The 19,586-nt window shown below is 47.7% G+C and carries 18 protein-coding genes; 6 read left to right on the top strand and 12 right to left on the bottom strand.

Annotation, left to right across the window (positions count from 1 at the left end):
* Positions 1-2 precede the first annotated feature (2 nt).
* From O3C58_08040 to O3C58_08050, 3 genes are all read right to left on the bottom strand, one after another.
* On the bottom strand, positions 3-878 hold the full coding sequence (locus tag O3C58_08040; GenBank protein MDA0691802.1) for a thiamine pyrophosphate-dependent enzyme: 876 nt from the start codon (positions 876-878) through the stop codon (positions 3-5).
* 203 nt (positions 879-1,081) lie between these two features.
* Complete coding sequence (locus O3C58_08045) at positions 1,082-2,293, bottom strand: ferredoxin oxidoreductase (protein MDA0691803.1); 1,212 nt, start codon at positions 2,291-2,293, stop codon at positions 1,082-1,084.
* Positions 2,294-2,504: 211 nt separating this feature from the next.
* The gene (locus tag O3C58_08050; GenBank protein MDA0691804.1) at positions 2,505-2,834 is read right to left on the bottom strand and encodes a hypothetical protein; all 330 of its coding nucleotides are present in this window, start codon (positions 2,832-2,834) and stop codon (positions 2,505-2,507) included.
* Positions 2,835-3,027: 193 nt separating this feature from the next.
* Here O3C58_08050 and O3C58_08055 point away from each other — a divergent pair, with 193 nt between their 5' ends.
* From O3C58_08055 to O3C58_08065, 3 genes are all read left to right on the top strand, one after another.
* Positions 3,028-3,312, top strand: coding sequence for a hypothetical protein (locus tag O3C58_08055; GenBank protein ID MDA0691805.1), 285 nt, complete (start codon positions 3,028-3,030; stop codon positions 3,310-3,312).
* Between the two features lie 114 nt (positions 3,313-3,426).
* Positions 3,427-3,873: a DUF1841 family protein gene (locus O3C58_08060; GenBank protein MDA0691806.1), complete on the top strand. Its 447-nt coding sequence runs from the start codon at positions 3,427-3,429 to the stop codon at positions 3,871-3,873.
* 37 nt (positions 3,874-3,910) lie between these two features.
* On the top strand, positions 3,911-4,450 hold the full coding sequence (locus O3C58_08065) for a pyridoxamine 5'-phosphate oxidase family protein (protein MDA0691807.1): 540 nt from the start codon (positions 3,911-3,913) through the stop codon (positions 4,448-4,450).
* Between the two features lie 87 nt (positions 4,451-4,537).
* Here O3C58_08065 and O3C58_08070 read toward each other — a convergent pair whose 3' ends face one another.
* From O3C58_08070 to fliD, 5 genes are all read right to left on the bottom strand, one after another.
* Positions 4,538-6,043, bottom strand: coding sequence for a tetratricopeptide repeat protein (locus O3C58_08070; GenBank protein MDA0691808.1), 1,506 nt, complete (start codon positions 6,041-6,043; stop codon positions 4,538-4,540).
* A 240-nt stretch (positions 6,044-6,283) separates the two neighbouring features.
* Positions 6,284-7,153 (bottom strand): succinate--CoA ligase subunit alpha, encoded by an 870-nt coding sequence (gene sucD / locus O3C58_08075; protein ID MDA0691809.1) that lies wholly within the window; start codon positions 7,151-7,153, stop codon positions 6,284-6,286.
* Positions 7,150-8,310, bottom strand: coding sequence for an ADP-forming succinate--CoA ligase subunit beta (gene sucC, locus O3C58_08080; protein ID MDA0691810.1), 1,161 nt, complete (start codon positions 8,308-8,310; stop codon positions 7,150-7,152). Before sucC ends, sucD begins: the two co-directional genes overlap by 4 nt.
* 141 nt (positions 8,311-8,451) lie before the next feature.
* Entirely contained in the window at positions 8,452-8,877 is a 426-nt protein-coding gene (gene fliS / locus O3C58_08085; GenBank protein MDA0691811.1) for a flagellar export chaperone FliS, read from the bottom strand.
* A gap of 53 nt (positions 8,878-8,930) precedes the next feature.
* Complete coding sequence (gene fliD / locus O3C58_08090; GenBank protein ID MDA0691812.1) at positions 8,931-10,547, bottom strand: flagellar filament capping protein FliD; 1,617 nt, start codon at positions 10,545-10,547, stop codon at positions 8,931-8,933.
* A 253-nt stretch (positions 10,548-10,800) separates the two neighbouring features.
* Between fliD and O3C58_08095 the strand changes: the two genes are divergently transcribed.
* The 3 genes from O3C58_08095 to O3C58_08105 all read left to right on the top strand — a co-directional run bounded on the left by O3C58_08095 (position 10,801) and on the right by O3C58_08105 (position 12,062).
* A complete protein-coding gene (locus tag O3C58_08095; protein MDA0691813.1) occupies positions 10,801-11,430 on the top strand; it encodes a ribonuclease H-like domain-containing protein in 630 nt (209 codons plus the stop codon).
* 100 nt (positions 11,431-11,530) lie between these two features.
* Complete coding sequence (locus O3C58_08100) at positions 11,531-11,779, top strand: type II toxin-antitoxin system ParD family antitoxin (protein MDA0691814.1); 249 nt, start codon at positions 11,531-11,533, stop codon at positions 11,777-11,779.
* The gene (locus O3C58_08105) at positions 11,772-12,062 is read left to right on the top strand and encodes a type II toxin-antitoxin system RelE/ParE family toxin (GenBank protein MDA0691815.1); all 291 of its coding nucleotides are present in this window, start codon (positions 11,772-11,774) and stop codon (positions 12,060-12,062) included. Before O3C58_08100 ends, O3C58_08105 begins: the two co-directional genes overlap by 8 nt.
* On the opposite strand, the gene O3C58_08110 is transcribed toward O3C58_08105, so the two are convergent.
* The 4 genes from O3C58_08110 to O3C58_08125 all read right to left on the bottom strand — a co-directional run bounded on the left by O3C58_08110 (position 12,059) and on the right by O3C58_08125 (position 19,044).
* Positions 12,059-12,991 carry a HEPN domain-containing protein gene (locus tag O3C58_08110; protein ID MDA0691816.1) on the bottom strand — a complete coding sequence of 311 codons (933 nt, stop codon included), beginning with the start codon at positions 12,989-12,991 and terminating at the stop codon, positions 12,059-12,061. The genes O3C58_08105 and O3C58_08110 overlap by 4 nt on opposite strands.
* Positions 12,992-13,054: 63 nt before the next feature.
* Positions 13,055-14,044 (bottom strand): MoxR family ATPase, encoded by a 990-nt coding sequence (locus O3C58_08115; GenBank protein ID MDA0691817.1) that lies wholly within the window; start codon positions 14,042-14,044, stop codon positions 13,055-13,057.
* Between the two features lie 84 nt (positions 14,045-14,128).
* Positions 14,129-15,709, bottom strand: coding sequence for a peptidase MA family metallohydrolase (locus tag O3C58_08120; protein ID MDA0691818.1), 1,581 nt, complete (start codon positions 15,707-15,709; stop codon positions 14,129-14,131).
* Positions 15,706-19,044: a DUF4175 family protein gene (locus O3C58_08125; protein ID MDA0691819.1), complete on the bottom strand. Its 3,339-nt coding sequence runs from the start codon at positions 19,042-19,044 to the stop codon at positions 15,706-15,708. The genes O3C58_08120 and O3C58_08125 overlap by 4 nt, the downstream gene beginning before the upstream one ends.
* Between the last annotated feature and the right edge of the window lie 542 nt (positions 19,045-19,586).

Raw genomic sequence — 19,586 nt, forward strand, 5'->3', positions numbered from 1 at the left:
CTTTAATTTTTATCTTTTTTATCTTTTTTGGCTTTTGCTTCAAGATCTTTCAAAAACTCTTTGGCTCGATCAGAGATGATCTCTTCAAACCCATAACGGTCCTTTTCAATTTCAAAGGCGTCTTTCATAACATCAGGAGTGGGGATGGAATACTCAATGTTGCAGGAAGTATACGCCTGCACATAGGTGGCCCCAAATTCCCTGGCGATCAGAATTGCACGCCGGATGGTACGGGCAACGCGCGCCGGATTGGTCGGTGCGAGGCGAGCGATGTAATCGAGCTTGGCGACCTTGGCTAAACCCATCATGTCCATTTTTTCGTCTTTTTTTCCGCGGGGAGCCATTTTGAGCACTTTACCCTGGATGGTCATGCCGCTTTCCTGTCCACCGGTGTTACCGTAAACTTCGTTGTCGAGCAGGACGGTGGCAAACTTTTCATGGCGGAACCAACTGTGCATCAAGCCCTGGAATCCAATGTCCACGAGCCCGCCATCGCCGGCGCAGACCACAACATCTTTAAACTGATTAGGAAAACGAAGTTCCAGGCCCCGTTTCAGGCCGGAGGCTACAGCGTTGGTATCGCCATAGTTGCCATAAACAAAGGGAACCGAAGCCTGGGAAAGAGCCAAGCGACCACAACCTGCTGTTCCCACGACAATCGTGTGTTCCGGATTGGGCATGCCAATGTACATCAACCGGATAAACAAAGTCATGGCACAGCCTGCACACATGGGATGTTCTTCAATGATTTCCTTGAATTTCCCCATGTCGGTCACTTTTTTATTCTTGCCATAGGGGCCGTGATCAACGAGATCTTTGTATTCAATTGGAAGAAATTCTTTTAAAGCTGGAGAAGGTATTAAGGTTTCAAAAGACATGATTTCATCCTCTATATATGTAGCAAATTATTTAATTAGGAAATTGAGTCAATCTCAAAACTATTGTTGCAATGATACACCTTTTACAAACAATTTTAACTAAAATCACTTCAATTTGATTGCCTTCAGGAGTATTCCGGCAATCAAGCAGAATAATTCAGCGTTTTATTAAAAAGAGCATTAAATGCCCAATTCCTTAAAATCTAGGAATTTTGTTTTCTCGCTTCCGCCAACCATTCCAAAACCATTTCGGTTGGCATGGTCATGCCGCCATAAACTCTTGGTCCGGCGGAGATGATTGCGTCACAATTGCCATAAAGAGTTGCACAGACTTCTTTGTGCAACCAGCCCGCTTGGTTGAATTCTGGAATCAGAATACGCTTGGCATTCTTTAAGGTCTCAATCAGTTCAGCTCTTGGGAAGGGGCGAATGGATTTGATTTTAATCAGCCCGACTGTTCGCCCTTGTTCAGCCTCCTGGCGCATGGCTTCCCGTGCCTGGGAAACTGCGGACCCGGAAGCTATGATGAAATCTTCAGCTTCTGGGTTAATTATCTCCACCAACCCGCCCAGATACTTCCTCAAATATTTAGCGGAACGCTCCACAGCGGCAAAAACTTCCTGCTGCCAACTGGAGTGCATGTGATAACTGATGAAGTTACTTTTCTGAATTGGCGCGTCCCGAGAGAGACGAGCGGGAGGATTCTCATTGTCCATTGCAGGCACAGCGGATTTCCAACCATCTCTTGGCGGTAATTTGTATTCTTCAGGAGTTATGGAAACCTGTCCCCGTGCGTGAGTAACAAAAAATCCATCCACGGATACAACAACGGGTAAGGTGACGTCCACCTTTTCGGAGACGATAAATGCGACCAGAGGATAATCGTAGAAATCCTGCTGGTTCTCAGCGTGTAACAGGATGATGCCCGTGTTGATTAGAAAGGACATTTCGATATTGTCCGGCTGAATCGCCAAAGGGGTGTTGATGACCCGGCACATGTCCAGCAGGACAATAGGAACTCTCGCACCCGGCCAGGAGCTGATCGCTTCCATGCCGCGCATGAGGCCCGGTCCGGCAGTGGCGGTGAGAGTTCTGACTCCGGCACGAGAGGCGCCCGCGCAGGCTGAAAAAACGCCGATTTCTTCTTCGCCGCGATAATATTCTTTGATATATCCCTCATCATAAAGATAGCCCGCCTGTTGCATGGTTTCACTTTGTGGCGTGATGGGGTAGGAAATGGCGATATCAACATTGGCCCTGCGAATCGATTCGCGGGCGGCTTCACTTCCTGTGATGAACAGTGTTTCTCGCGGAAGCTTGAAGAACATTTCTTCTGGAGTGACTATTTTTTGTTTATCCCCTAGAGGTACCCAATCTACAGGTTTACCTTCCGCTTGGGCTGTTAGGTTGGACATGCTATGTCTCCTGGAAAATCGTTTTTTCTGACGGCAGAGTTTTACTTGCAACTGCCGAAACATAAATTAACTTAATTTATACTTGTAACTCTATGATTTATTTAGCTTTATCTTTGACAGAGCCAAACCGCAATTTCGCTTGTAAAAAGAACCCAATAGTAAATAACAAACACAAGCCCTGTCAAGTGTTAACCTGCCTCGAAGTGCCTTTTTAGGACTTGTTATCTTCTGGCAACATATTTTCCAACAAACTCAGTTCGTCGAAATAGCCAAATGCCTTTTGCAGGAATTCATTCAAGGTTTTATCGTTATAAAATTTCAAAGTCTTATCGGTCAACTCTGTGGTATGGCAAACCTCGTATTCCATAGGTTTTTCATTTACGTACTTGATAACGTCCACTTCCCAGTGAATATTTGATATGTTTTCCTGGGGTTTGCTGATGGCGGTCAGGCCATAATCGTTTACTTTATACAGGAATTGCACGCCTCCCAACCCGTTGGGCTCGGCACGATTTAAAAGCAGATACTCTTGGGTAATCATTTATTTCTTCCTTATATTGGTTAATCACGTCCTTTTTGAAAGTTTGTGAACTAAAGGTGTGTTCTAATATAGCCTAAATTGAACGATTTGCATAAATTTTATGGTGTTTTGATAAGTCCAAATGGATTTATCGGAATCCTACATAGGTATAAAAACAGAATATTGGCAATTAAAATTTTTATAGGAAAAAACTATGTCCCCCATTGAATTAAGTGATCCTGCCAAGATAGAAGAGTTTTTGACTAAGATCCAGTTGACAGGAAAAGGGTTCACCACGGACTGCCTTTTATTGGACGCTTATGATGCCGGTTTGGATTATCCGGATTATTTAAAAGCCGAGGGGGAAGATCCGGATGCAAGTTATGGGGATGAGTCTCCCGCCTGGGCGAAATATCACATGCGCCAGGGAAAACGAGTGTTTATGGTTTATGGCGGGGAAGGCAAGGATAGAAGGACGCATTTTTCGGAAACACCTTAAATTTGTTTAACTAACTATTTTTCAGTCAATTTAAGTGATTTTGCACGATGGCGTCGCTTAAAAGGTTCACACGATGATATCGTTTCGTAAATTCCTTTTCAGGGGATAAAAATAATGGATTTTGATAAAGAAACTCAAGTACGAATTCTGCAGGTGGCCGCTGGTCGGGAAGATGGAAAGACCTTTGAAGAACTCGATGAGCGTATTGCTCATATCATGGACCTGCATCCGGAATTCGATGAAATCTGGAAACAAGGGGAACTGGCGACCTATCCTCAGGAAATCAACGGAAAAGTCGTCAGTCCATTTGTACACACCGTTTTACATGTAACGGTTGACAGGCAGATCACCCTTGGGCAGCCCGAATTCGTTCCCGAAGCCTATAACCGGCTCATCGATCAAGGGATGGAGGAGCATCACGCCCTGCATGCCGTTATGAGTATTTATGCGGAGCTTCATTTTGCGAATTTACGCAAGGGCCAGCAGTTTGATACGCTTGACTACCAGAGCCGATTGCAATATCTGTCCTATGAAGATTCTGGTTCAGAGGGCGAAGGGTGATTTGGTGGACAACGGTTAAAATTTTTTGGAGGTTGTTGTGAGCAAACAGATTTCGAAACTAGATGAACCGCTTAAAGAATTCATAACAAATCAGCATATATTTTTCGTAGGGACGGCGGGAGTGGAGGGTCGGGTGAATATTTCCCCGAAGGGCATGGACTCATTGCGAGTGATCGACTCTAAAAAAATAGTGTGGTTGAATTACACGGGAAGCGGGAATGAAACCGCGGCGCATGTCCTGGAATGCCAGCGTATGACTCTCCTGTTTTGTGCTTTTGAAGGCAAGCCGCAGATCTTGCGTGTCTACGGAAAGGCGAGGGCGGTCCATCCTCACGATGCGGAGTGGGAAACATTGCTTGGTCTTTTCCCGGCGCTACCAGGAGCGCGGCAGATATTTTCGCTGGATATCGAGAGCGTGGCCACGTCCTGCGGTTACAGTGTGCCTTTTTATGAATACGTTGGCGAGCGTGATGTTTTGGTGCAGTGGGCGGAGAAAAAAAGGGAAGATGGCGTTAAGAAATATTGGCAGGATAACAACCAAAAAAGCATCGATGGCAAACCCACCGGCATATTTTGATGAGCAGGGAATAATAAAGAGGTTAAGTCGCAAAACCTATTCAATTGTTTTTCCCACAGGGGATCTGGGTCAACGTGATGGGCTTGTCTACGAGGACCTTAATATAAAATTGAATCCAGATATCGGTTGGTCGTTTTCCATCCTGATGGTGGTGGGCTGACAGGACGCAACGACAAACTGAAATTCTTCCGCAAGATTCTGAATGTAGTCTTTGGAATGGGCAAACCGTCCTGTTTGTCTGAGTGAATAGTTTTCCCCTTCGCAACCCTCCGTGGAAAATAAAAAATACGAACCTTGCATCGCCCGGCTCTTGACCGTCGAAAAAAAAGCCGCAAGATTTCCAAAATAAACCATGACGTCCGTCGCCAGAAACAAATCATAAGTTTCAGAGGATTGATTTAAAAAGTTTAAGATCTCGCCAACGGACAGGGCATCGTAAATTTCTTTTCGTTTCGCTTCCGCAACCATTTTGGAGGATATATCTACTCCTGCCAGGCGATCCGATAAGGGACGGAACGCCTGGCCTGAAAGCCCGGTTCCGCATCCCAGATCAACCGCTCTCCTGAATCGGTAGTTCTTGCCTGCTAATTGGATCAGGTGTGTTTTCAGATCATTGGGAGCATTGTATTTGAGTTTGTCGACGAGTTGATTTTCAAAACTACCGGCGGCCTTGTCGAATAAACTCTCAACGTACTGAATGGGCGTGGTTTCGGTGGGGGTTCCGCGGATGGAATTCAGCATGTGCCGGGAAGAAAAACTTGCAGGGTCCAACTCCACCGCCCGCTGATACAACTCCGCCGCTTTTTCCTTCTTTCCCAGAGCGTAATAAATATTGCCAAGGTTGTTGTGGGCTTTGGCCAGATCAGGTTTTACGGCAATGGCCTTTTGGTAGGAAACCAGGGCGTCATTCATCCTGCCGACTTCTTCATAAGTATTGGCTAAATTATAATGAGCGTCCGCGTAATCGGGATATATTTTTAAAGCCTGCTGAAAAGATACGATGGCCTGTTCCAAACTTCCGAGCTCTTTGTAAGCAATGCCGAGGTTATTGTTTGCTTCAGGTTTAGAAGGGTCCAGATCGAGCGCAATCCGGTACGATAGAATCGCCGCCTCCAGATTGTTGACGCTATTAAATGCATTGCCCAGGTTGAAGTGGTAATCCCAGTCTCCGGGGTTGGTTTGGATGGCTTGTTGATAGGACGCAATCGCATTTTCAAAGTCTCCCAGTCTTGCATGGATGAGGCCAAGGTTGAAATGGGCCACATCCAGACCGGGCTCGAGAGATACGGCTTTTTGATAGGAGCCCATGGCTTCTTGCCATCGGCCTTGGCCTTCAAATACCTTGGCAAGGTTGTAATGAGCGTCCGCAAAATTTGGGTTGATTGTGAGAGCTTTGGCTATGAGTTCTTCGGCGCGGTCGAGTTGACCCAGTTGGAGTTCAAGCACTCCTGATAAGTGCAAGGCGTCAAAGTCGTCTGGAGCTTTGGCCAGAGCCTCATGGAAATAGGTTTTGGCCTCCTGCAATCTGCCGTTTTGAAAATTTTCGACGGCCAGGTGCAGTAATTTTTGCGTATCGACAAGAGGGTCACTCATGCAAAAAACACTTTCTTGATGGGCGATGAATCCCCATTGCAACCCAACCTTGCAAATTGTGGATTCAATTCAAATTGCTGCAATTATCATCCATTTTTGCTTTTTCGTAAAGCCTGGAAAAGCGGGCTATAAGGTGTCGGGTGGGAATGGAGGAGAATAGGGGAGATTTGGATGAGAAAAGTTGAGAAGTCTCATTACTGTGTGATTGCCTGTAGAAGAAAGTTCCCCTCGGGGGGGGAGCTACAAAACCTTCTGTATGGTTGTTCCAAGGTCAGCGGGGCTTTTGACCACCTTGATGCCGCATTTTTTCATGATCTTCATCTTTTCCTCTGCGGTTCCCTGTCCGCCGGAGATGATAGCGCCAGCATGACCCATGCGTCGTCCGGGAGGTGCGGTTTGCCCGGCGATGAACCCGACTACCGGTTTGGTGACATGCTTTTTGATGAAGTAGGCGGCTTCGTCTTCCGCCGATCCCCCGATCTCGCCGATCATGCAGATGGCTTTGGTGCCACGGTCTTTCTGAAACAATCCGAGTGCGTCTATGAACGTGGTGCCGATGATTGGATCGCCGCCAATGCCCACACAGGTGGACTGGCCGATGCCTAGCGCCGTCAACTGCCCGACAGCTTCATAAGTCAGGGTGCCACTGCGGGATATGATGCCGACGTTGCCCTTTTTGTGTATATGCGCCGGCATGATGCCGATCTTGCATTTTCCGGGGGAGATGACGCCTGGACAGTTGGGTCCCACGAGGCGGGAATCGGAATTTTGCAGGTAACGGTGGACTTCTATCATGTCGCTGGTCGGGATGCCTTCGGCGATACAGATGATCAGCGCAATGCCCGCATCGGCGGCTTCCAGAATCGCATCAGCGGCAAACGCCGGGGGAACGAAGATCATGGTGGCGTTGGCTTTGGTTTTCGTCGCGGCATCTTTAACGGTATTGAAGACAGGCACGTTGTCCAGAACGGTTTGACCGCCTTTGTTCGGCGTGACCCCGCCCACGACGTTGGTTCCATATTTCATGCATTGTTCGGTGTGGAACTGACCTTCACGTCCCGTGATTCCCTGAACGATCAACCGTGTATTTTCATCGACGAGTATGCTCATTGGATTGCTTTAACCACCTTTCTGGCCCCATCCTTCATTCCGTTTCCGATAACAAAATTCATGCCTGACTCTTTTAGAATTGCGTGTCCCTCTTCCATATTGGTCCCTTCCATGCGGACCACGATAGGAACCTGAACGTTGAGGGTCTTAGTCGCCGCCACCACGCCACGGGCGAGGATGTCGCAACGTAAAATGCCGCCGAATATATTGATGAAAATGGCTTTGACGTTCGGGTCCGACAGCAGAATGCGAAATCCGTTTTCGATCATCTCCTCATTGGCTCCACCGCCGACATCAAGAAAGTTGGCCGGCTCTCCACCAGAATGTTTGATAATGTCCATGGTGGCCATCGCCAGTCCGGCGCCGTTGACCATACAGGCAATGTTGCCGTCCAGCTTGATGTAGTTCAAATGAAATTTGGAGGCTTCGACTTCCAGAGGAGCTTCCTCATCGAGGTCGCGGTATTCAAGAGTGTCTTTATGGCGATACATGGCATTGTCGTCGATGTTCACCTTGGCGTCCAAAGCCAGTACCCGATTGTCAGAGGTTGTGACCAGCGGATTGATTTCCAGCATGTCACAATCTTCCTTAACAAAACATTCGTAAAGGTTGATGATGAAAGGCACTATTTTCTTCAGATGGTCGCCTTTGAGATTGAGCGCAAATCCGATCTTCCGAGCCAGGAAAGGTTTAACTCCGATCACCGGATCGATCACTTCTTTGAAAATTTTCTCAGGAGTGTTTGCGGCGACTTCCTCAATATCCATGCCGCCTTCTTCACTCGCCATGATGAGAACCCGGCTGGTTTGCCGATCGACCACGATGCTCAGATAAAGTTCCCTTTCGATGGGCATGCCTTCCTCAACCAAAACCTTCTTGACGAGCCGTCCTTCGGGACCGGTCTGATGTGTGACCAGCGTCATGCCCAGGATATCAGCGGCGTGCTTTTCAGCTTCTTCCGGGCTTTTGGCCAGTTTGACGCCGCCACCTTTTCCCCGGCCCCCGGCGTGAATCTGGGCTTTGACCACGACCACACTCGTGCCCAGCTTTATGGCGGCATCCCTGGCTTCAGGTGCATTATTCACCAGGATTCCGTTAGGAACAGCGACGTTATATCTGGCGAGAATTTCTTTGGCCTGGTATTCGTGAATTTTCATAGATTCAGTCGTGATTTATTAGATTTCAATTGGGGAAAAGGAGACCGTTTTTATCATATGCCCTCAAATTTGTCAAAGCAAAATAAGGAAAGTCCGTACGTCAGCTTCGGTCGGCCTTATTTTTTTGGTATCTGGGGATAATTAAACTTTTGAGGTGATACTTTTTAGGGATTGAGTGTTTTGCTGTTGTGCATGGTTGTTATCGAATATCTGGATCCAGGCTTCGTGAAGAGGTTCCAACACCTTTATAATTGATTCCAGGGCCTTGCGATCCGATTTGATGTTGGCCAGGGTCAATTGACGTAAAATAAATTGATACAGGGTCTCCAGACGGGCGGTGACCTCGCCGCCATTTTTCAGGTTCAGGGAAACGGATAGTTCATTGACAATATCGTGGGTTTTCCCGATGTATTTTGCCTTCCCGGCAATATCGCCCTTTTCCATACTTTGCAGAGCCATTTTCGTAAACTTGATGGCGCCCTCATACATCATCAGAATCAATTTGCCTTGACTGGATGTGGAGACTTCGCTTTGTTTGTATGCATTGTGATACCGGGCAGGGACCATGTGAAAAAAGACTCCTTGAGACTGTAGCGTTAATTTTAACTTGATCCTGAATCTTAAGATTTCAGGTTATTAAGTCCGGCGAGCGCACTCTCGAATGCGCCTTTTTGAGAATTCAGTTTTCCTATGATTACTTCCAGATTGGCAAATCGTGACCTGAGGTCTTTTTCAAAGACCTCCAAACGCGATTCAAGAGAAGTGATCTGCTCATCAACATCACTGATGGTTTTGGTAAAGGTGTCGATTTCGGTCGTCAGGGGACCTTTAAGCGATTTATCCACCAGGTTCTGAAGGACACGGTCGATCGTTTCTCCAACCCCCAGAGATAACGTGATCGTTCCATAAGATCCATCCGACAGATTGCCGAGCCTGAAGTTGAGACCTTCAGCGGCGGTTCCCACTGCTCCGGAGAAAAAGTTTCCCGATCCGGCGGCATCGGAATATTGATTCTGACCCGAAACACTCAATTGCGGCACACCCCCGACAACCCGCAAATCAAAGGTGCCGGCGACCGTATCTTTTGTGAACCCGATGAAGGTGACATTATTGTTCGAAGTCGTTCCCTTGCTGGCGAACAGGTTACTCACACTGCCAATATCCGTGTTCAGAGCTGCGGTCAGTTTGGCATCGTCTATTGATATCGTCCCGTCACTTTGAGTGCGGATTCCAATCTGGGATAGCGAGTTGAAAGTGCCCGAAACCCCCGGCACCGCACTGCTCAACGTGTTTCTCAGGCTCTGTTGCAGGTTTTGAACGGTGAAGTTGCCAAACAGAAGGCCGGTCGACCCCGTGTCGGTGTCTAAAAACTGTTGTCCATCGAGAAATGCTGATAGCTCATTGTACCCATCGACAAAAGCATTCACTTTCTCTTTAATTGCGGTTTGGTCGGAAGACAGAGTGACGATTCCTGAACCGGCTGATTGCAAGTTGATCGTGGCCCCGGTGATGACGTCGGTCACCGTATTATTGGACTTGGTGATCGTAATCCCATCCAAGGTAAAACTTGCATTCTGGGCGGACTGGGTTGTCGTGAACGACAATACTTCCTGGGTTTCGGCACCGATCAGGGCCTGATTGATTGACAGAGAAACGCTGTTGTCGGCTCCTGATTTCGTTCCGGCAACCAAAAGCCGGATAGGGTTTGTGGAACTTCCGTCATTCAGAAACGAGGCCTGGATATTGGCCCCGGAATTATTGATCGCCAGCCGCAACCCGTCCAACGTGTTGTTGGTTGAGTTGATATTGATTTGTGTAGTCGTTGTACCGACGGTGATATTAAGGATTCCCTGTGGAATCGTGTCAGAAGTGGCGCTGTAACTTGCGGACACCAACTTGCTTTCCCGAGCCAGTTGGTTGACGACCAGGGAAAATGTACCGGAGGCTGCCTGACTGGTGGTGTCGAGGGTGATCACCTGATTGGTGTCGGAGGCGCTGTTATTTGAAAATACCCCTTTGGTGGAAAGGAACTTGGTTTCTGAATTTATGGTGGTGACAACACTTTTAAAGGTTTGCAATCTCGATTGCAGTTCCTGAAAAGCGAGTAGTTTTTCAGCTTCGAGGTCGGCCTTGGCCTCCAGCAGGTCAATCGGTCTCCTTTGCAAAGAGATCAGCTTGCTGACGATATCATTGGTATCGAGGTTTGAATTGATTCCCGATATTAAGGATTCGGCCATAAAAGGGTCTTTCTAAGCTATTGGTGAAATAGAGACAGTTATCCCATTAAGGTTCTTTATCGGTCTGATATTTTATAAACTTTAATCGTTTTGACAGGCTTAAAATCAATGAGATAAATTCAATCAAGGCAAGGCACGGTAAATGCGGGATTTTCTATGGCTTTCTGCTTCGATCTTAAAAAAAGATTGATTTGATCGTCGAGAATGCTAAATTACGGAACTCTCTCACCAAACAGAAATAATGGGGAAAAAAATGGCAGAACAGTTTGATTTATTTGCAGAACCGGAAGAAAAACCGGTTGAAAAGGCGGCGTCGCCGAAAGAAGCTCCCAGAGTCCTGTATTTCGACCTGGAAACCCAGAAAAGCTCCGATGAAGTCGGAGGCTGGTCGCCCATGTCGATCAAATTGATGAAACTTGCCGTTGGAGTGGTCTGGGACAGCCGCGAGCAGAAATACTTTGTCTACCGGGAAAATGAGGCGGAAAAACTGGCGGAAAAACTGCACACCGCCGATCTGGTCGTGGGGTTCAATGTCATCGGCTTCGACTACACCGTTCTGGAAGGTTATGGGCCTTTCGACCTCAATAAAATAAAGACCTTCGACATGCTTCTGGATGTCAAAAAACTTCTAAACCATCGCCTGGCACTCAACCACCTGGCGCAACACACCTTAGGCGCGGAAAAATCCGCCGACGGCCTGATCTCCATCCAGTGGTATAAGGAAGGCAAGATGGACCAAATCATCGAATACTGCACGCAGGATGTGGACATCACCCGCGACTTGTTCCTGTTTGGCGAGAAAAACGGCTATGTGAAATACAAAACCCGCGCCGGAAAAATCGAAGACCTGAAGGTGGATTGGAAGATTGGGGATTTGGTTTAGACGGCTTAGCGGTCGGCTTATCGTATTCCCGCCAACTATTGCCAAAATCATAGTACCAATATATACTAATATTTAGTATTAATATTGGGAGTTCATTATGATGTCAAAAAACACCAGCATTTCTCTCGGTGAGCATTTCAACAACTTTATCGAACAGCAAGTTTCTCAAGGCCGTTATGGTTCCGCCAGTGAAATCGTCCGGGCAGGTCTGCGCCTGTTGGAGGAACATGAAAACAAGGTTCAAGCGTTACGCTCGGCCTTGATCGCAGGGGAAGAAAGCGGACCCGCCAGGAAATTTGCAGTCGATAAATTTTTGTCCTCGGTGAAGAAAAGAAAAAAGAATGGCTGATTTTTTTCTGCGGCCAAAAGCAAGGCAGGATCTTGAAGATATCTGGTTTTATACCTATGAAACTTGGGGAGAAGATCAGGCCGACAGCTACATTCATGACTTGAATAGCGGTTTTCTGGCGTTAGCGGCCAAGCCTGAAAAAGGCCGACCCTGTGACGATATTAGAGAAGGCTACCGCAGGCACTCTGTAGGAAGGCATATTATTTTTTACCGAGTGACCAAAAAAGGAATTGAAATCGTCCGCATTCTTCATCAAAGCATGGACCCGGAGCGACATTTCTAACGAATGAATTGTTTTTGCAGTATGTCAGAAACATACCGGTCAACCTCTCCAAGCATACTGTGAAGTTCCGGTCGGTTGACAATGCCACGATGGACAAGGTCGTTACGTGTTTTGTAAATTTTTTTAAAGAACTTTTCAGCAGTCATAGAGAAATACTCCTTTTCCGCTAATAGCTCACGCGCCATTCTCTTTCCTGTTTGAGCAATGGATTCCTTTTTACGCCATGACAATTCGTCAATTAATAATTTTTTATCTTCATCTGGAATTTCTGCATTGTTGGTCGCTTGAATGAGACTATCCACGTGGAGGCATGCTTCCTCTGATTTCGGTAATGGATCAAACAGAGCTTCCAGACACATAAATAACGTTAAAAACCTGGCACTGGAAGTGCTCTCAAAGTGGCTCATTGAATAGAGTTCTACTGCCAATTCTGCCCGCGGTGACTTAAAGTTGAAAGTGTCGGGAATCTGTTTAAGAGTATCAATAAAAGAATCTATCGATCTTCTACTCGCGCCTTTAGCATGCAAACTATAGAACAATGGTTTTGGTTCTGCTTCAAAGATCGTAATTCCCAGCTTATCATCAAGAACCGGGGTGCCATGCTGCTGTGATAGCATTTCCCGCCCGTCCTTCGTTAAACCACCTGGTAATGCATATTTACCAAGGTCAATTCCCACACGTTGCTTTGTTGCATAATAAAGAACTGCAATCTTCACCTTCTCAGCAGAGTCTTGTGCTTTTTCAACGGTGTTATAGGGGCCGCCGATAACGCTGAACCGGTTGCTTGAATTGAATTTCTTTTCTTTATTTAAGGCAGAAAGCTTAAAATTCTCGCCAGTTTGATTGCTTTTAAATTCGAGGAAAGTTTCTTCTTCGGTAAAGGGTCCCTCTGCTGCTAATTGAAAACAAACTCGATACTTGTAATTCATTTTAAATTTATAGTCAGGAAGGATATGTTTGTTAGTAGTCCGCTTTTAGCGATCCTTTCTTCCTCACCCCACCTTCACTTGCTCCAGCAGTTTGTCGATGATGTCGGCAGGTTTGATGTTTTCCGCTTCGGCTTTGAAGTTGAGGATGATGCGGTGCTCCAGAACCTGGCGGGCGACGCTTCGGACGTCTTCAACGGTTATGCTGACGCGTTCATCCATCAAGGCGCGGGCTTTGGCTCCCAGTATGAGGTATTGCGAGGCGCGCGGGCCGGCGCCCCAGTCGATCCATTCATCGACGAAACTGGGTGAACTGCCGTTTTGATTAGGGCGGGTGCTTTGCACCAGATCCACCGCATAATGGGCGACGTGATCCGAGACGGGGACGCGGGGGACCAGCGCCTGCAATTCCTGAACGCGTTCGGCATTGAGCACGACTTGCAAGTCGGGGCTGTGGCCGGAGGTGGTGGAGAGAGCGATCTCCACTTCCTGTTCCCTCGTCGGGTAGGTGACGTTGATGATAAACATGAATCGGTCCAACTGGGCTTCTGGGAGCGGGTAGGTGCCCTCGTGCTCGATGGGGTTCTGGGTGGCGAAAACCAGAAACGGTTGATCCAAGGAGTAGGTGTTGCCGCCGACCGTCACCTGATGCTCCTGCATGGCCTGCAACAGGGCGGCCTGCGTTTTTGGCGGTGTGCGGTTGATTTCGTCGGCCAGAATGATGTTTGAAAAAATCGGGCCTTTGATAAAACGGAATGAACGTTTGCCTGTCGCCTGGTCTTCATGGAGAATATCGGTCCCGGTGATGTCGGAGGGCATCAGATCGGGAGTGAACTGGATGCGGCTGAAATTCAAACTCAGCACCTTGGAAAGGGTGCTGACCAAAAGTGTTTTAGCCAGACCGGGCACGCCGACGAACAGGCAGTGGCCTTTGGAAAATAAGGCGACCAATAAATCTTCGATGACAGCATCCTGCCCGACAATCACCTTTTGAATTTCCTGAATTACATTTTTTTTGGCTTGCACCAATTCTTTTGCCAGTTCCAGATCTTCCATATATAACTTTCACGTTGAAAGGGTTACTCCAGCTTTTTCTTCGCAGGATTGAGGAGGTTTGATCCTGTCTTATCCGCGACGTTTTCAGCCAGGCCGGTTATCCAAATATTTGTACAATTTCTTCTGCAAATTTTTTTCTTTCTCCATCTTAAGGATATCATAAATCTTGATCAGCCTCAGGTGGACGAAAGGATTGAAGGGATTGATCTTGACCGCCCACTCGAAATAGTCTCTCGCCTCGTCTGTCCGTCCGGTTTCCAGGTACAACTCTCCCAGGTTCACGAGGGTGGTGTGAAAATCGGGATACTGTTGGAGGCTCTTTTTAAGATTCAATTCCGCCTGTTCGTAGTCCTGAAGAATCAGGTAGGTTCCTGCCAGTTTGTTGTACAGGATGGGGGATTCCAATTCGCTTTCCTCAAACGCCTTTTCGTATTCAATGATGGCGGCCTTGTATTGATTGCGGGATTTTAAGATATCTCCCAGAAAAGCCAGATCCTGCGCTCTTTGCGCCCCGACTTCCTGGTAGTCCTTTTTGTCGTCTTCTGTGTTTCTATCGGTTTTGAAGCGGGTTTGCAGGGCTTTCAGTCCGGGAATGGTTTTCAGGTTCTGCTGTTTCATGAAACTCTTCCACTTTTCCTGAAAAGTCGCAAGATCCATGCCCAGGTGGGCTTCAAGGGCGCTGTTGAAATTTTGTCCGGCGGCAAGGTCATCGAGCAGAGCGGGGAGCATATCTGCTCCCTTTTCCCGAATCATAAAATCCACCATAGAGGCGACTTCGGCATAGGCCAGTTGCACGTCCTCCTGGTTTTTTAATTTTGCCAAAGAAGGCATCATGGCGTCCAGAGAGATCAAATAATCATTTGCGAGTCCTGCGGCCAGCACGGTTTTCATCAGCGGGCTTAAGAAATCTTCAGCTTGCCGCCATTTGCCCTCGAAATGTTTGGCGATGCCTTCGTGAATCCACAGTGGCAGTTTGTTGTGACTTTTTTTGGTCAGCAGATAGTGGGTGTATTCATGGCTGAGGGTGTCCATCCAGTGATAACCCCGCACCAGAGACGCCGGGGAAATCAGCATGATGCGGTTGTATTTGCACAGGGCGACGGTGCCTGATGTGATGATATCCTCTCGGGTCAGGGGAGAGACGCGGGACAGGGGCTCACGATTGGGGTAGATTTCCACCCGGATTTTTTCCTCGGGAAAATAATTCAACAGCTCGCCCAGCACCTGATAGGATCGTTCCAGAACTTCTTCTGCGTAATGCACCAGAATCTCGTCCGGCCCCTTTTCAAACCGGAAAATAAAATGCTCGGATTCTCTGGAGATAAATTTGGCCGCCGCCTGACGCGTTTCGTTGGCCAGCGATTTGAACTCTCGCACGGAATCGTGTTTATCTTCCACGGGTTTTAAAATCTTCCACGCGTATTCGTAGTTTCCCTTAGAAAATTCCACTCGCGCTTGCAGGAACCGCACATCTCCCGATTGTGGAAACTGCTCTAACAGTGATTTCGCCAGAGTGTCCGCCTCCGCGATTCTCCAGTCTTCCACCAGCTCGTAACCTTTAAATACCTGGTGGGGAGGAACCTCGACAGGAGCGGCGTTTGCAGACGGAGTCATCCCGTTCAGGAGCACTGTCAGAAGGCTGTATAGAAAGAAACGCCGCATCATTTCACCAACTCCTTGTAATATTCCATGACCATGCGCTGGTAATCTTTTGGAGTGTGGTTTTTCATGGCGCGCAGGATTTCCTCGCGGAATTCGCCGGGAACTTTATACTGATCTTCGGACGGCAAGTGGACTTTTTCTTTTTGCATACGCTCCGAACCGCCGCGCCGGGAGTCTCTGGACTGGCCAGTGCCGAATTTTAAAGGCGATGAGCGGGAGGCCTGCTTGCCTTGTTCGCTACTGGATTCCTTAATCTCCTTGATCATCTCCTGGGTTTCCTGAAGTTGCTTGAGGGCCTGGTTTTCTGCGCTGATGCTTTTCTGTACCTGATTTTGCTTGAGGTTACTCTCTGCCCGTTGCATGTTCCGGCCGGTTTGAGACATTTTGTCGGCCAGCTCCGGGGTGATCATAGGGTTTTCTTTGTTCATTTGCCCGAACCGTTGGGTCAGCTGTTCGGATTCATTCTTCATACGCTGTTCTTCCTCAGCCATTTTCTGCATTTCAGATTTGTTTTCTTCTGACAATAATTCCTGATTGCTGTCCTGTATGGTGCGCATCATGGAACCCAGTTTTTTTGAAATCTCGCTGTTCAAGCGGGTGACTTGTCTAAGATCTTCATTGAGACGATCACCCAGATCCTCCCGCTTGTTGGGGGTGGTGCGGATATTATTCTGCCATTGGAAGACTTCAGGATAGGTGTTTTTAAATAAATTATTGAACTCGTTCAAATCCTGTAACTCCGTCAACTCTTCCAGGGTGTCGTATTTTTCCTGAAGCTGAGGCAGGGAGTTTTTGAATGTTTGAAATACCTTGGCCCGCAGGGAATCCATCTCCGTCATCAGCTGGGCCAGCTCCATTCTGGCATCATTGAGTTTTTTAAAATTTTCCTCAAGACTGGGGCTCTGGTTGGCATCGACAGTTTTCTGACTGAGCGTCCGTAATTTCCGGTTGACCTTGATTTCCTTATCGAGGAGATCATTCAGGGCTTTCATGGTGGGGTGTTCGCCCAGATATTGGTCATCTCCCTTGAGAATCGATTGAATTTCGTTGAGGTACTTTTTGATTTCTGCAAACACCTGGCGGATGGCGTCTTCAAATAAATTGGATTGCGCCTCGCGCAGGGATTGGTTGATCTTGGTGGTTTGGTCGAGCAATTTTTTTTGGTCCTTTTCCAGCCGTTGTAATTTTTCCAGCGAATCGTCGAGTTGCTTCATGGCTTTCATGTCCATCAGGTCATCCATGTCCGACCTAGCCTGATCCAGCTGATTGGCCAGGGTTTGCAGGTCTTCGACCATCTTTTGCAATTCTTCCTGAGCCTCATCGATTTTTCCCCGGTTCATCAGGTCCATGATGCGGTCGAGAGAGGCCGAGAACTGGTCCATGTTCATTCCCTTGAAGGCATCCGGGTTGAGAAATTCGTCTGGGCGGGACTGGGTTTGCCGGGCGAGCTGATCCATGATTTTTTCCAGGGTTTGACGGATCTGGTCGATTTTCCGTTTCAGTTCGTTGGATTTTTGCGGCGCTTTTTTATCGCGGATTTTTTTAAATTCCTCACGGAGGGATTCCGTCAGTTCATTGAGGTGTTGTTCCAGATCCATCACCTGATCCAGTTTCTGCCGGTTGGTCATTTTCACCAGGAATAAAATATTGGTTTCCAGTTGCGTGACCAATCGCCGGTTGAGACCGTCGAGATCAAGAACATCGTAGACAACCGGGGTGGGTTTGAGAACCGTGTTTTGAATGTTATTGATGGCGTTGATTTGCTCATCACGAATCTGGTTCAGGCCGTTTATGATGTTTTTCAGTAAATTAGAGTAGGGGCGAGGAAAAAACTCCAGCGTCTTGGCCCGTTCTTCGATGCTCTGGGCCAGTCCGATGATTTCAATCAGGGCATCGGCGCTGGCAATGAGATGGTTTTTCCAATTCATCGCGTCTATTGGCTTGGCTTTTGATTCGGCGCCGATGATCAGGCCTGTGGCTAATTGAACAATCAGTTTTTCCGTTAACTCCTCTTGCAGTGCGATCAGGTTTTCCTGTTCCTCCCGCGAATCAAAGACGGTGAAGGAAAACGTTTCCGATTGCCCGGTATTGGGACCCTGAACATTGTCGTTGTCCTTGATCTCCATGAAATATTCCACCTCGTCGCCAGGTTCAAAAGCCATTTCGCCGAGCGCCCACGAATGGCTGCCCTGTATATTCCGCTCTCCATCTTTCACCCGTTTGACACTCTGGCGGGTTGGCTTGCCGTTGACGAACGCCACCAGATCGATTTCCGAAATGCCGAACTCGTCTTGAGCTTCGTAAAACAATTCGATCGTGCCATTGGCGTAATACACAGGTTTCGGATTGGCAATGAAAAGAACGATATTTGGCGCACGGTCCTGGGTCAGAGTGACGGCATATTTTTCAGGCAGGAGATGCTTCGTTCCTTCCGCATCCTTGACCCTGAACTGGTAAAACCCCTGCTCCTTGACCAAAAATTGGGTCTCAAGCGTGTTGTTCCCCAACAGCTGCATGGAAAAGTTGTCTTTCGCGTTCCAAACCAGTTCCCCGCCATCAACGGGTAAATTGACGGTTCCCTGCACCTGAGCCTCCGTGCCGGGCAAGACCGAAATTTTTCCGTCTGAGGGGTGGATCACTTGTGGCTTCATCCCGGTATAGGCGGGATAATTAAACGTCAGCTTCAAATCTGAAATCGTATATTTGCCGATGGAAGCCTCTGGCTTTTGCGTGGGCTTTGTGGCGCTGGCCTGAATCTGGGAGGCCGCAGGAACCGGGGGAGATAGCAGATTATCAAACCCTTTGCTAAAAAAATCGGGCAATAAAAAGGCGACGATGACAAGCGAGACCAACGTACCTAAGAACCAGTTGCGGTTGCGTGTCTCTTCCCCGGAATCGATGATGGATTCCGGCGGGATCGTCTCGATGCGAGATTGAGTCCGCCGGATTTGTTCCTCAATAAAAGCGAGAGAGATGTCCTGGTCTGCTTGCAGGTGCGACAAACGCCTGCTGAACTGACTGGCGTTGATCAGGGCATTGTCCAGATCGGGAAATTTCTTCTCGGTCAACAGGGCGGCCTGATCGAGGGAAAAGGCGGTGGTTTCCTCGCGAAGAAAACAAAAATAAAGAAGATATGAGAAAGCCGCCCCGAAAAAGATCGACAAGGGCAACCAGAATTCCAGGATTTGAGCAGGGAAATAATAGGAAAACAGGTTGCCAAACAGGAAACTGCCCGTCAAAAAGGTAAAAAGGAGATAGAACCCCTTCAGGGTCAGAACCCGGATGCGTTTCTTTCTAACGCGCTTAAGAAAATCGTCTATGGTGCGATTTGGTTCCATAAGGGGGAATTAGAAATATTATCTTGATGCATTATACCGTTTGCCCAACCCCATTATCCCACAAATGCAGCGGTTTGGCAGGCAGGTTATCTTAGGGAGTGGGATTTTGTTTTGGATGCTTCGTCAGAATAGCTTTTCCCTTTGAATTTAAGGAAACTTTTGCATAACCCGTCATTGCGAGAAGCCAACGGCGACGAAGCAATCCAGAAGATCTGGATCGCCACACCGCTTCGCGGTTCGCGATGACGTATCGGGATAGGGTAAACCTCGATGAAGATTCTCGACTTATGCAAAAATTCCCTTAAAAGGCGGATTATTTTTTATAAAAACTTTATTATCAAAGCCTTAGTTGAGGCGGAGGGGTTTAGGGTGACTTCTTTTGGGAATGGGAAATGGCCGGGAGAGGGGGATTTTGTTTATTGGAAAGCTAACAGGTTGCTGAAAAAGAGAAAAATCCGTCAGCGGGTTAAGTTTTACAGGTTTTTGCTTTTAAGTGGCACAGCCTTTCCAGGCTGTGCGCACAGGCTGGAAAGGCGGAATTA

Source organism: Nitrospinota bacterium (assembly GCA_027619975.1).
Lineage (GTDB): Bacteria > Nitrospinota > Nitrospinia > Nitrospinales > VA-1 > JADFGI01.